Genomic DNA, 13,364 nt, shown 5'->3' with positions numbered 1-13,364 from the left:
GCGCTGGACGGGTCTTTTTGCCGGGCAAAGGCCCTCGTCCGGGCGCTTGCGTCTCGACATTGACGCCGCCGGATATTAGGCAAGCGCCAACATCGCGCTTTCAAAAAGGCCTGAACGTGAGCAACAAAACCCTGATCGCCCCGTCGGTGCTGTCGTCGGACTTCTCCAAACTCGGCGATGAGGTCGAGGCCATCGTCGCCGCTGGCGCCGACTGGATCCATCTCGACGTCATGGACGGGCACTTCGTTCCCAACATCACCTTCGGCCCGCCCGTCATTAAGGCGATCCGCAACCGCACCGACAAGGTGTTCGATTGCCATCTGATGATCACGCCCGCCGACCCTTATCTTGCGGCATTCGCCGACGCCGGTTGCGACATCATCACTGTCCATGCCGAGGCCGGCCCGCATCTCGACCGCTCGCTGCAGACCATCCGGAACCTGGGCAAGAAGGCCGGCGTGTCGCTCAATCCATCGACACCTGAATCGGTGATCGAATATGTGCTCGACCGGCTCGACCTCGTGCTTTTGATGACCGTCAATCCGGGCTTTGGCGGCCAAGCCTTCATTCCGGCTGTCATCGACAAGGTCAAGCGGGTCAAGGCGATGATCGGCAATCGCCCGATCGACATCGAGATCGACGGCGGCGTGACGCCCGAGACCGCGCCGCTGGTCACCGCCGCCGGCGCCAACGTGCTGGTCGCCGGCAATGCCGTGTTCAAGGGCGGGCCTTCGGCCTATGCGGCGAATATCGAAGCGATTAGGGCTGCCGCGGACAAGGCCGCTATCTGAGTTTGAAGATTTGCCCCTCACCCTTACCCTCTCCCCGTGAAGAACGGGGAGAGGGGGCGTCGGCGTTGGAGCTTCGTCATTCTCCCCGTCATTACGGGGAGAAGGTGCCGGCAGGCGGGTGAGGGGCAGTGCCGACGTGGCAAGGTCAGCAGGCCGCTAAGCGGGCTGGCCGACCTCGTTCTCGAACCTAAGCCGCAAACACCCTGTTGCCGTCGATCCAAACGCCCGACACGTCGAGCGTGTCGCTGAGCTGGACAATATTGGCGGCAAAGCCCTTGAGCAGGCGGCCGAGATGCTTGTCCTGGCCGACAGCTTCGGCCGGATAGAGCGAGGCCATGCGCAGTGCTTCGCCGAGCTCCATGCCGATCTTTTCGTGCATGAAGCGCACCGCCGAGATCATGTCGAGATCAGCACCCGCAAGCGTGCCGTCTTCCAGTGTCAGGCGGCCATTCTCGCGCTTGATGGTGCGTCCGTTCAGCACAAACGACTTCATGTCGGTGCCGATCGTTGCCATGGCATCGGTGACCAGGAAGATGCGCGCCGGGCCGTTCTTGGCGCGCAGCGCGATCGCCATCGTTGCCGGGTCGACATGGATGCCGTCGGCGATCAGGCCGGCCGAGAACGTCCCGATATCGACCGCGGCACCGGCAAGGCCGGGTTCGCGATTGCCGATCTGGCTCATTGCGTTGAACAGATGCGTCGCCATCGTGGCACCCGCCTCGGCATATTGCTTTGCCGTGCGGTAGTTCGTGTCGGTGTGGCCGAGGCTGACCACGATACCGGCGTCGGCGAGCGCCTTGACCTGAGCCGGGGTGACGGATTCCGTCGCCACAGTGGTCAAAAGTACCGGCATCGTCGAGCACGCGGCGATCAGGGCCGCCTGCTCCGCCTCGTCCATCGGGTGGATCAGCTTGGGATCATGCGCGCCCTTGCGGGCGAGCGACAAATGCGGCCCTTCGAGATGCAGCCCGAGGAAACCCGGGACCTTGCTCTTTGCCGCATCTGCACCTGCCGCGATCGTCGCGCGCGTGATCTCGCGGGTGTCGGTGATCAGCGTCGGCAGCACTGCGGTGGTGCCGAACGGCATCTGCGCCTTGCAGATGATATCGAGCGTGTCGACATCGGGCTTGTCGTTGAGCATCAGCCCACCGCCGCCATTGACCTGAAGGTCGATGAAGCCGGGGGCAACAATGCCGCCGCCGTCCGTAACCGCAATGCCAGCCGGCACGGCATCGCGCTTGACGATGCTCTCGACCAGCCCCTCGGTGACGATGAGCGCGGCATCTTCATGCCACGCCTCTCCGTCGAAGATGCGTGCCGCACCTATGGCAAAACGATTGGTCATATCGTTTCGGTCACTTTCCTGAGGTTAGGCGGGCTATCGGGGTCGAGGCCGCGATGGCGGGCAAAAGCCTCGACGAAGCCATAGAACGAAGCGATCAGCATCAGCGGATCGGTCAGCGGGTGGCCGGTCGCGACATGCGGCAGAATATGCGCCTTCTTGGCCAATGCCGAGGTGATGTGGATGGCGGCACCGCGCGCGGCTAGCCCGTCGGCGGCTTCTGATATCGAGGGCTCGGAGGCATCGCGGGCGGCAAGGGCCAGCACCGGGAAGCCCGGCCGCACCAGCGCCAGCGGGCCGTGCATCACTTCGGCTGCACTGTAGGATTCCGCGTGCATGGCGCAGGTTTCCTTGAACTTCAGTGCCGCCTCGTTGGCGATGGCAAACGAGGGACCACGGCCGAGGATGAACAGCGAGTTGGTGTCGTCGGTGAGCGCATCGGCGATGCTCATCCAGTCGCATTCGACCGCCTTGGCGAAATAGTCAGGCAGTGCCTTGAGTGCGGCGAGCAGCTTGTCGTCGCCGGTCCAGTGGCCAAGCACGGCAAGCCCGGCGACCGCCGAGTTGACGAAGGTCTTGGTCGCGGCCACGCTCTTTTCGGTCCCTGCGAGGATGTCGATGGCGTGGTCGGATGCGACTGCCAGCGGCGAACCGGCAGTGTTGGTCAAGGCGATCGTCAGCGCGCCGCCGGCGCGCGCGCCTTCGGCCATGGCGACGATGTCGGGGCTTTTGCCCGACTGCGAAATGGCGATGCACGCGGAATCGGCAAGCTTGAGCTTGGCGCCGTAAATCGACGAGATCGACGGGCCGATGGACGCGACGGGAAGCCCGGCGGTCAGCTCGATGGCGTATTTGAGGAAGGAGGCCGCGTGGTCGGACGAACCGCGTGCCACGGTGGTGATGAAGCGCGGAGCTGCGCGCTTGAGGTGCTGGCCGGTTTCGGCAAGTTCCTTAGCGGAACCTTCGAGCAGGCGCGCTGTGGCTTCGGGGATTTCGGCGATTTCGCGCCGCATATGCGTTGTCGCGTTCAAGCGATGTCTCCTTCTTGCCCATCCGGGCCGGGTAGCCTTAGTTCGGCGACGAAATCATAGGCGTCGCCACGATAGATCGACTTGGTGAACTCGATCACCTTGCCGCTGGCAAGGTATGAGATGCGCTCGATCTGCAGGCAGGCCGAGCCCGCCGGCACCAATAGCAGCTTGGCCTCGGCTTCGCCGAGATTGACTGCCGAGATGCGCTGTACGGCACGCACCGGCCGGTGGCCAGTCTTGCCCAGTGCCATATAGAGCGAAGATGTCACTTCACGAGGGTCGGCAAGCACCGAAGCGGAAATGGCCGCGCGCTCGATCGCCAGCGGCGTTTCGTCGGCAATGCGCAGGCGGCTCAACCGTGACACCAGCTCGCTGGCCGACAGCCCAAGCACCATCATCTCGTCGGGCGAGGGCGGGTAGACGCCGCGCTCGAGCCATTGCGAGCGGGCCGCCATGCCGCGCCGGGCCATGTCTTCGGTGAACGAGGTCAGGCGCGAAAGCGACTGCTCCACGCGCTCCATGCGCGGCGCAACGAACGTGCCCGAGCCATGGCGCTGCACCAGCACGCCCGACTTGACCAGATCCTGCACCGCCTTGCGCACGGTGACGCGTGAAATGTCGGCCTGGGCGGCGATATCGCGTTCCGAGGGCAGGGCGTCGCCGGGGCCGATCAGCCCGCGCTTGACTGCCTCTTCGATGTTTTTCTTGAGCTGGAGATAGAGTGGGGCGCCACTTTGGGTGACGTCGCGCAGGGCGGCAAAAATGCGTTCGGCGGCATCATCCATGGCCGCCTCCCGCTTTGCCGAATTTCCGGACCGCCATCTGTACCGCGCCGCCAAGTGCATCTTGCAGTGGCGGATGCATGATCGTGCGGTAGCGTTTTGAAAGCAGCGGCGCATAGAGGCCGGCTAGCCCACCGAGCAGGCAAAGCCTCTGCGTCGGCGACAGGTCGAAGACGGCGAGCGTTTCCTCGACGTCGGAAACCGCGCGCTCGACCAGCCGCTGACCGACGGCATCGCCTTTCGATGCGTGTTCGAACACCATCGGCGCGAACCCGCCATAATCGGCAGGCTTGGCTGCGGTGGTGAATTCGACGATGTCGCTTGGATTGCCGTTGAAACGCTCAAGCATGATGTCGGTCAACGCCGAACCGGCATGGATCTTGTCGTAGACGAGCAGTGTTTCCTGCAGCAGCTCGCGCCCGATGCGCGCGCCGCTGCCGAGATCGCCGATCTGGAAGCCCCAGCCACCTATGGGGCGCAACTGTCCTTGCTGGCGTGCCAGATAGACGGTGCCGGTTCCAAGTGCCGCGATGGCGCCATCATGCGCGCCGAGCGCGCCTTCGAGCGAGATGAGCGAGTCGTTTTCAACAGAGCTGTTTCGGAACGGCAGCATGGCTTCGAGCCGCTGCTTGTAGTCGCCGACATTGGCGCCGGCGAGGCCGAGCACGGCGTCGGTCGAAGCGATAAATGCGGGGTCAAGGCCGGCATCGATGAATGCCAGGCGGGCAGCTTCGACGATGTTGTCACAAGCGCCAGCGAGGTCGGTGCGGATATTGGCCGGTCCGCCACGCCCGCGACCCAAATTGTCGCCGGTTGCAGTGGCCAGTGCGGCCCGGCAGCCGGTGCCGCCACCATCTATCCCGAGCACAAGATCCACGGCGTTTTCTCCTCGCCGCCGATAATACCAATAAAATACCAATAGCCAAGCTTTAAATTCCGGCAGCCGGACCAGAATCCCCATTTGATTGAATTGTATAGATTTTTCGATCTGCCTTGCGTTGCAGCAAAGGAATTTGTTAACGCCGCTGGACAAGTGGTATTTTTTTGGTATTGTCGGCGAAAGGGAGAGACAGAATGGCGCCAAGGCGTACAGAAGCGGTGCACAAAGATGCCGGGGGCATTGATGCCCAGGCACCCGATTCCGTTCTCCGCCTGCTTGCGGATGCCCAGGTCGAAGCTGCCCGCGCTGTCCATGCCGCCATCCCCGAAATCGCTCAAGCCGCCGCAAAAGTCGCTGCCTGCCTCGCTGGCGGTGGCCGCCTTGTCTATGCCGCTGCGGGCAGTTCCGGCCTGATGGCGCTGGYTGACGCGCTTGAGCTTCCCGGAACTTTTGGCATCCCGCGCGAGCGCGTGTTCATCCTGCTGGCCGGCGGCACCGAGGCGCTGGTCAATCTGGCCGGTGGGCCGGAAGACGATGCCGACCAGGCCGCTCGCGATGTCGCTGCGACCGGTCTAGATGCCGGCGACTGCCTGATTGCCATTTCCGCCAGCGGCTCGACGCCCTATGCGATGGGTGCTCTTGAAGAGGCCAAGCGCCGCGGTGCCGCAACGATTGCCTTTGCCAACAATTCCGGCGCGCCGATGTTTGGTCTCGCCGAGATTTCCGTGCTGCTGGCGACGCCGCCGGAAGTCGTTGCCGGCTCGACCCGTATGGGTGCCGGCACCGCGCAGAAGGTCGCCCTCAACATGATGTCGACGCTTGCCGCGATCCATCTCGGCCATGTCCATGACGGCTATATGGTCAATCTCCACGCCGACAATCTGAAGCTGCACGAGCGCGCAGCGCGCATCGTCTCAGTCATTGCCGGCAGTGATGCTGCCACCGCGAAAAGCCTGCTCGAAAAGAGCGGGGGCTCGGTGAAAGTGGCAATCCTTCTGGCCTCAGGGGCGGCAAGCCCCGAGGCGGCAAACCAACTTCTGGATGGGGCGGACCAGAAACTGAGGTCCGCACTGTCGAAGCTCGAGGGGAGCAGAGGCTCTCATCAGTAGAGGCCCGAGAGAACGTAAACAGGGAGAATGGAAATGAAACACAGGTTGCTTACTGGACTTCTGATGGCGTCCAGCATTCTCGGCTCCGCCGGGATCGCGCTCGCCCAGGACAAGACGCTCACCATCGAGAGCTGGCGCAATGACGACCTCGCCATCTGGCAGGAAAAGTTGATCCCGGCGTTCGAAGCCAAGAACCCCGGCATCAAAGTCGTGTTCTCGCCCACGGCTCCGACCGAATACAACGCCTCGCTCAACGCCAAGCTCGACGCCGGCTCGGCTGGTGATCTGATCACCTGCCGTCCGTTCGACGCCTCGCTCGAGCTCTACAAGAAGGGCCAGCTTGCCGATCTGACCAGCCTTGCTGGCATGGAGAACTTCTCCGACGTCGCCAAGTCCGCCTGGCAGACCGACGATGGCAAGGCGAGCTTCTGCGTGCCGATGGCGTCCGTCATCCACGGCTTCATCTACAACAAGGACGCCTTCGAAAAGCTCGGCATCGCCGTGCCGGCGACCGAAGAAGAGTTCTTCGCCGCCCTCGACAAGATCAAGGCCGACGGCACCTTCATCCCCATGGCCATGGGCACCAAGGATCTCTGGGAAGCCGCGACCATGGGCTACCAGAACATCGGCCCGAACTACTGGAAGGGCGAAGAAGGCCGTCTGGCGCTCATCAAGGGCGAGCAGAAGCTGACCGATGCCGACTGGGTTGCGCCTTTTGCGACGCTCGCCAAGTGGAAGCCTTATCTCGGCGACGGCTTCGAAGCCCAGACCTATCCGGACAGCCAGAACCTCTTCACGCTCGGCCGCGCCGCCATCTACCCGGCCGGCTCGTGGGAGATTTCGACCTTCAACACCCAGGCTCAGTTCAAGATGGGTGCCTTCCCGCCGCCGGTCCAGAAGGCTGGCGACACCTGCTACATCTCCGACCATAACGACATCGGCATTGGCCTCAACGCCAAGAGCGCGAACGCCGATGCCGCCAAGACCTTCCTGACCTGGGTGGCTTCGCCAGAATTCGCGACCATCTATGCCAACGCGCTGCCGGGCTTCTTCAGCCTGAACTCGGCTGCCGTGAAGATGGAAGACCCGATGGCTCAGGAGTTCGTTTCCTGGCGCGAGAAGTGCAAGCCGACGATCCGCTCGACCTATCAGGTTCTGTCGCGCGGCACGCCGAATCTCGAAAACGAGACCTGGGTCAAGTCGGCCAACGTCATCAACGGCACCGAGACCCCGGAAGCCGCTGCTGCCGAGCTGCAGAAGGGCCTCGACAGCTGGTTCAAGCCGGCTAAGTAAGATGCGGCGGGCTTGATGCTCGCTCAGGAGGGCGCCGCCTTGGTGGCGCTCTCCGTCCCTTGACGATTTCGAACCTCGCGGAATCGAAATGAGGGGTTGAACGATAGCGTACAAAGATGCGCTCCTGCTTCCGATAGCCATCTGGCGGGAAGCGCCGCAGGGGTCCATCCTCGCAGTCATGATCAACGGTCGAAAACGGGCCGGGCCAGGGAATTTGAGATGTCGGAGCAAAGCCTAGAGCATAGCCAAGACAAGAGACCGACGCGCTGGCACATCGCCGTTTTCCTGGCGCCGGCACTCCTGGTCTACACCGCGGTGATGATCCTGCCGCTGTTCGGCACCTTGCAGCTGTCGCTATTCCGCAACATCGACAACGCCCAGGTGTTCACCGGCTTCGACAATTTCCGCACGCTGTTTGGCGATCCGCGCTGGGCGGCATCATTCTGGAACGCGCTTGGCAACAACACCTGGTTCTTCATCATCCACATGCTGGTGCAGAACCCGATCGGCGTCATGCTCGCAGCGCTGCTGTCGAGCCCCAAGCTGCGCTTTTCCGCCTTTTACCGTACGGCGATCTTCATCCCGACGATCCTGTCCTTCGTCATCGTCGGTTTCGCCTGGAAGCTGATCCTGAGCCCGCTGTGGGGCGTGGCGCCGAACCTGCTCGACCTCGTCGGTCTCAAGAGCCTGTTCGTGCCGTGGCTCGGCAAGGAAGAATACGCGCTGACCACGCTCGGCCTGATCTCGGTGTGGCAGTTCGTCGGCATCCCGATGATGCTGATCTACGCCGCCATGCTGTCGATCCCCGAAGAGGTCATCGAAGCGGCCGAATGCGACGGCGTCACCGGCTTTTCCCAGTTCTGGAAGATCAAGCTGCCGCTGATCCTGCCCTCCATCGGCATCATCTCTATCCTCACCTTCGTCGGCAACTTCAACGCCTTCGACCTGATCTATTCGGCGCAAGGCGCGCTCGCCGGTCCCAATTACGCCACCGACATCCTGGGCACGTTCCTCTACCGCACCTTCTTCGGCTTCCAGCTGCAGATCGGCGACCCCAACATGGGCGCCACCATCGCCTCGATGATGTTCTTCATCATCCTCGCCGGCGTGTGCCTCTATCTGTTCCTTATCCAGCGGCGGCTGCGCCGCTACCAGTTCTGAGGGCGTCATGAGCAAGGCTGCCACATCCCTGCCACGCAGCATCGGCGCACATGCGGTGCTGCTGACCTACACGGTCATCGCGCTGTTTCCGGTGCTGGTCATCGTCGTCAACTCGTTCAAGTCGCGCAACGCCATCTTCCGTTCGCCCTTGTCTTTGCCGACCACCGAGACCTTCGACCTCATCGGCTACAGGACGGTGATGGCGCAGGGCGATTTCATCCAGTATTTCCAAAACAGTTTGACGGTGACCGTCGCCTCGCTGTTCTTCGTGCTCCTGTTCGGCGCCATGGCGGCGTTCGCGCTGTCGGAATACCGCTTCMRSGGCAAYACGATGATGGGCCTGTATCTGGCCCTTGGCATCATGATCCCGATCCGGCTTGGCACGGTCGCGATCCTCCAGCTGATGGTGGCCAGCGGGTTGGTCAACACGCTGACCGCRCTGGTGCTGGTCTACACAGCACAAGGCCTGCCGCTTGCCGTCTTCATCCTGTCCGAATTCATGAAGCAGGTATCGGACGATCTGAAGAACGCCGGGCGCATCGACGGTCTGTCTGAATACCGCATCTTCTTCCGCCTCGTCCTGCCGCTGGTCCGCCCGGCCATGGCCACCGTCGCTGTCTTCACCATGATCCCGATCTGGAACGATCTGTGGTTCCCGTTGATCCTGGCACCCTCGGAAGCGACCAAGACCGTCACGCTTGGCGCGCAGGTGTTCATCGGCCAGTTCGTCACCAACTGGAACGCCGTCTTGGCCGCGCTCTCGCTCGCCATCCTGCCGGTGCTGGTCCTCTACTTCTTCTTCTCGCGGCAACTGATCCGCGGCATCACTTCGGGAGCCGTCAAGTGACCACTCAAAAGCCCCTTCGCGTCGTCGTCGCCGGTCTCGGCAATATGGGCCGCAGCCATGCGCTCGCCTATCACAACAACCCCGGCTTTGAGATCGCGGCCCTGGTCAACCGTTCGGACGTGCCGCTGCCGGCGGGTATGGAGGGCTACACGATCCAGCGTTCGTTCGAGGATGCGATCCGCGAGTTGAAGCCGGACGTCGCGTCGATCAACACCTACTCCGACAGCCACGCCGACTACGCCGTCATGGCGCTGGAGGCCGGCTGCCATGTGTTCCTGGAAAAGCCGCTGGCAACCACTGTCGCCGACGCCGAACGTGTCGTGGCGTGCGCCAAGGCCAATGGCCGCAAGCTGGTCGTCGGTTRTATCCTGCGCCATCACCCGTCGTGGATGCGGATGATCGCCGAGGCGCGTGCGCTGGGCGGCCCTTACGTCTTCCGCATGAACCTCAACCAGCAGTCGTCCGGCCACAAGTGGGACACCCACAAGCAGCTGATGAAGACGACCTCGCCGATCGTCGACTGCGGCGTGCACTATCTCGATGTCATGTGCCAGATCACCGACGCCGACCCGGTCGAAGTGCGCGGCATGGGCCTGCGCATGACCGACGAGATCGACCCGGCGATGTACAATTACGGCCATCTTCAGGTGCTGTTCGCCGACGGTTCGGTCGGCTGGTACGAGGCCGGCTGGGGTCCGATGATGTCGGAGACGGCCTTCTTCGTGAAGGACGTCATTTCACCCAAGGGCAGCGTGTCGATCGTCGTCAACGAGGCCGCGACCAAGTCGGACGACGTCGATTCCCACACCAAGACCAGCATGATCCGCGTCCATCGCGCCGACCTCGGTTCCGACGGCCATTTCCTGCGCGCCGACGAGGATCTGTCGATGAAGGACGAGCCCGGCCACCAGGGACTGTGCGACCGCGAGCAGGCCTTCGTGCTCAAGGCCATCCGCGAGGACATCGACCTTACCCGTCACATGGATGACGCCGTCAAATCACTGCGCGTATGCCTGGCAGCGGACGAGAGCGTCCGCACCGGCCTGCCCGTCAAGCTCTAAAAGAGGGAATAGCCTGTGGGATCTCTCAAGATCGAAAACGTCAAGAAGTCCTTCGGCCCGGTCGACGTGCTGAAAGGCATCGACCTTGACGTCAAGGACGGCGAGTTCGTCGTTTTCGTCGGCCCGTCGGGCTGCGGAAAGTCGACCTTGCTGCGCATCATCGCCGGCCTTGAAGATGCGACGTCGGGCGACGTGCTCATCGACGGCGCCAGGGTCACCAACGCGCCGCCGTCCAAGCGCGGCATCGCCATGGTGTTCCAGACCTACGCGCTTTATCCGCACCTCACCGTGCGCGACAACATGAGCCTTGGCCTCAAGCAGGCGGGAACGCCGACTGCCGAGATCGACCAGCGCATCGCAGCGTCCTCGGCCATGCTGTCGCTCGAACCCTACCTCAAGCGCCGCCCGGCCGAACTGTCCGGCGGCCAGCGCCAGCGCGTCGCCATCGGCCGCGCTTTGGTGCGCGAGCCAAAGCTGTTCCTGTTCGACGAGCCGCTGTCGAACCTCGATGCAGCACTGCGCGTCAACACGCGTCTGGAGATCGCCCAGCTTCACCACCGGCTCAAGGCGACGATGGTCTATGTCACTCACGACCAGGTCGAGGCGATGACGCTCGCCGACCGCATCGTCGTGCTCAACGCCGGCCGTGTCGAGCAGGTCGGCGCGCCGATGGAGCTCTACAACAAGCCGGCCAATCTCTTCGTTGCCGGCTTCATCGGCTCGCCTAAGATGAACTTCATCGACGGTTCCCGGCTCGGCGAAACCGCCAAGACCATCGGCGTCCGCCCCGAGCACATCGCGGTCAGCGACACCGCTGGTACCTGGAAGGGCACTGTCATTCACGCCGAGCATCTCGGCGCCGACACCAATGTCTTCTTGGAAACCGAAAAGGCCGGCCTCATCACCATCCGGCTGTTCGGCGAATACCAGACCGGTCCCGGTGCCACGCTTTATGCAACGCCTGACGCAGCACGGACCTATCGCTTCGACGCCGACGGCAACGCGATAGGGTAGGGGCTGCTCTGCTCCCGACTGCCCCTCATCCCCCTTCCGGGACCTTATCCCCGTAAACGGGGAGAAAGAGGTTGGGTGCAACGCCGGCGCCTCCCTCGCCCCGTCCTTACGGGGAGAGGGTAAGGGTGAGGGGCTGCACATCTGTCAAAAGTCGGCTCTCAACCCAGCCGCAGCCGCTGCGTCGCTTCGATATCCAGCCCAGCGTCCCCAATCACCACCCCGAACATCTCCATGGCTTGCACACGCGTGTAGTAGCCGAGCCCGACATCGCGCAGCACCAGCTCCGGATCACGCTCAAGCGGGTCGCCATAGCCGCCGCCGCCGGGCGTGCCGACGAGCACCCGGTCGCCGGCTTTGAGCGGAATGTCCTGCTCTTTCGACAGGTGCTTTGGCACATGCGGCTGCCCGTCGCGAAACACCGTGACCATGTTCACCGCGCCATCCTTGCCGCCCAGCGCGCCTTGCGGGCCGAAGCGGCCATGGTCCATGACGAAGGAGGCGCGCGCTTCGCCTCGCAGCAGCTCGATCTCGTAGGCGAGGCCGAAGCCGCCGCGCTGCTGGCCCGCGCCGCCGGAGCCTTCGCGCAGCGCATAGTGCCGGTAGAGGACAGGGTAGGCCTGTTCCATGATCTCGACCGGCGGCGACTTCGAAATGCCGATGGTCGAGCAGCCGTTCGACAGCCCGTCATGGTCAACATTACCGCCATACCCGCCGCCCGAGATCTGGTACATGACATAGTCGCGGCCGCGTGCAGGGTCGTTGCCGCCAAGTGCGAAATTGCCGCTCGATCCGGCCGGCGAAGCTGTCACTCTGTCGGGTGTGGCCTGAACCATCGCGGCGAAAACGGCTTCGGCGATGCGCTGCGAAACCTCAGCCGCGCAGCCAGAGACAGGACGCGGATAGCGCGCATCGAGGAACGTGCCTTCCGGCCGCTTGATGTGAAGCGGCTCGAAGGCGCCGGCGCTGATCGGCACGTCGGGGAAGATGTGGCGCATGGCGAGATAGACCGACGACAAGGTCGTTGCCAGCACGCTGTTCATCGGCCCGGCGCAGGGTTTCGACGAGCCGGAAAAATCGAAGGTGAGTTCATCGCCTGCCTTTTCGATCGTGAGCGCAATCGTCAGCGGCGCGTCGACCACCCCGTCGGAGTCGACAAAGGCCTTCGATCGATAGGCTCCGTCGGGCAAGGCTGAGATATGCGCCCGCATCTGCTCCGCCGCGCGCCGGCGCAGCTCAGCGATTGCCGCGACAACCGTTTCATCACCGTAACGATCCAGGATCTGGAACAGCCTGTCCTGCCCGACATACAGAGCTGCCGCCTGTGCGCGGATGTCGCCGATGCGCTGGTCGGCCACGCGGATGTTGGAGCAGATGATGGCGTAGATCTCGGGGTCCATCACGCCCTTCTTGAACAGCTTGACCGGCGGCAGGCGCAGCCCTTCCTGTTCCACCGCCGTCGCGGATGCCGAAAAGCCGCCGGGTACCGAACCGCCGATATCAGGCCAGTGGCCGGTGTTCGACAGCCAGCAGAAGATCTTTCCCCGGCGCCACACCGGCATGGCAAAACGCACATCCATCAGATGCGTGCCGCCGAGATAAGGGTCGTTGACGATGTATATATCGCCTTCTTCAGGCGGCAGGCAGCGGCCGTCAGCGATCATCTCGATGATCGTCTTCGTAGAGTACTGCATGACGCCGACAAATACCGGCAGGCCTTGCGAGCCCTGCGCGATCAGCGCGCCGTCGACTGCCGAATAGATGCCGTCGGAGCGGTCGTTGGCCTCGGCGATGACAGGCGAAAACGCCGCGCGCGAGAACGTCAGGTCCATCTCGTCGCAGGTTTGCTGCAAGGCTGCCTGGATGACGGAGAGCGTGATGGCGTCGAGGCTCATGGTGTGAGCTCTCGGCAAATCGCTCGGCGAAATTCCCCCTCACCCGGCCTCCGCTTCGCTCGGCCACCCTCTCCCCGCTGGGGAGAGGAGGCCTGCAGCCGTTTTTTCCATCTCTCAGACGTGGAAAAGATAGGAAAAAACGGCTGAAGGCCTCCTCTCCC

At 63.2% G+C, this 13,364-nt stretch carries 12 protein-coding genes; 7 read left to right on the top strand and 5 right to left on the bottom strand.

Annotation, left to right across the window (positions count from 1 at the left end):
* Positions 1 to 116 precede the first annotated feature (116 nt).
* On the top strand, positions 117 to 791 hold the full coding sequence (gene rpe / locus AC1DUU_RS09950) for a ribulose-phosphate 3-epimerase (protein WP_476783259.1): 675 nt from the start codon (positions 117 to 119) through the stop codon (positions 789 to 791).
* Positions 792 to 978: 187 nt separating this feature from the next.
* Here rpe and nagA read toward each other — a convergent pair whose 3' ends face one another.
* Genes nagA through AC1DUU_RS09930 form a run of 4 tightly spaced genes read right to left on the bottom strand, consistent with a single transcriptional unit; the run spans position 979 to position 4,823 of the window.
* Positions 979 to 2,136, bottom strand: a complete 1,158-nt coding sequence (gene nagA / locus AC1DUU_RS09945; protein WP_476783258.1) for an N-acetylglucosamine-6-phosphate deacetylase — start codon at positions 2,134 to 2,136, stop codon at positions 979 to 981.
* Positions 2,133 to 3,146 (bottom strand): SIS domain-containing protein, encoded by a 1,014-nt coding sequence (locus AC1DUU_RS09940; protein WP_476783260.1) that lies wholly within the window; start codon positions 3,144 to 3,146, stop codon positions 2,133 to 2,135. The genes nagA and AC1DUU_RS09940 overlap by 4 nt, the downstream gene beginning before the upstream one ends.
* Before the next feature lie 14 nt (positions 3,147 to 3,160).
* A complete protein-coding gene (locus tag AC1DUU_RS09935; RefSeq protein WP_476783257.1) occupies positions 3,161 to 3,949 on the bottom strand; it encodes a GntR family transcriptional regulator in 789 nt (262 codons plus the stop codon).
* Positions 3,942 to 4,823, bottom strand: a complete 882-nt coding sequence (locus AC1DUU_RS09930) for a glucosamine kinase nucleotide-binding domain-containing protein (RefSeq protein WP_476783256.1) — start codon at positions 4,821 to 4,823, stop codon at positions 3,942 to 3,944. The genes AC1DUU_RS09935 and AC1DUU_RS09930 overlap by 8 nt, the downstream gene beginning before the upstream one ends.
* Positions 4,824 to 5,020: 197 nt before the next feature.
* On the opposite strand from AC1DUU_RS09930, the gene AC1DUU_RS09925 reads away from it, so the two are divergent.
* From AC1DUU_RS09925 to AC1DUU_RS09900, 6 genes are all read left to right on the top strand, one after another.
* Positions 5,021 to 5,935, top strand: coding sequence for an N-acetylmuramic acid 6-phosphate etherase (locus AC1DUU_RS09925; RefSeq protein WP_476783255.1), 915 nt, complete (start codon positions 5,021 to 5,023; stop codon positions 5,933 to 5,935).
* 33 nt (positions 5,936 to 5,968) lie between these two features.
* Positions 5,969 to 7,228 (top strand): ABC transporter substrate-binding protein, encoded by a 1,260-nt coding sequence (locus tag AC1DUU_RS09920; protein WP_476783254.1) that lies wholly within the window; start codon positions 5,969 to 5,971, stop codon positions 7,226 to 7,228.
* Positions 7,229 to 7,447: 219 nt separating this feature from the next.
* Positions 7,448 to 8,389, top strand: a complete 942-nt coding sequence (locus AC1DUU_RS09915; protein WP_476783253.1) for a carbohydrate ABC transporter permease — start codon at positions 7,448 to 7,450, stop codon at positions 8,387 to 8,389.
* 7 nt (positions 8,390 to 8,396) lie between these two features.
* Positions 8,397 to 9,236 carry a carbohydrate ABC transporter permease gene (locus AC1DUU_RS09910; RefSeq protein WP_476783252.1) on the top strand — a complete coding sequence of 280 codons (840 nt, stop codon included), beginning with the start codon at positions 8,397 to 8,399 and terminating at the stop codon, positions 9,234 to 9,236.
* Positions 9,233 to 10,297, top strand: coding sequence for a Gfo/Idh/MocA family protein (locus AC1DUU_RS09905; RefSeq protein WP_476783251.1), 1,065 nt, complete (start codon positions 9,233 to 9,235; stop codon positions 10,295 to 10,297). The genes AC1DUU_RS09910 and AC1DUU_RS09905 overlap by 4 nt, the downstream gene beginning before the upstream one ends.
* Positions 10,298 to 10,312: 15 nt before the next feature.
* Complete coding sequence (locus AC1DUU_RS09900) at positions 10,313 to 11,311, top strand: ABC transporter ATP-binding protein (RefSeq protein ID WP_476783250.1); 999 nt, start codon at positions 10,313 to 10,315, stop codon at positions 11,309 to 11,311.
* A 158-nt stretch (positions 11,312 to 11,469) separates the two neighbouring features.
* Here AC1DUU_RS09900 and AC1DUU_RS09895 read toward each other — a convergent pair whose 3' ends face one another.
* Positions 11,470 to 13,203, bottom strand: coding sequence for a hydantoinase B/oxoprolinase family protein (locus AC1DUU_RS09895; protein WP_476783249.1), 1,734 nt, complete (start codon positions 13,201 to 13,203; stop codon positions 11,470 to 11,472).
* Positions 13,204 to 13,364 lie beyond the last annotated feature (161 nt).

It is taken from the genome of Aminobacter sp. P4_H6_2 (assembly GCF_056400805.1).
The sequence above is the reverse complement of the archived record's forward strand: the minus strand, read 5'-3'. Positions and strand labels throughout refer to the sequence as shown.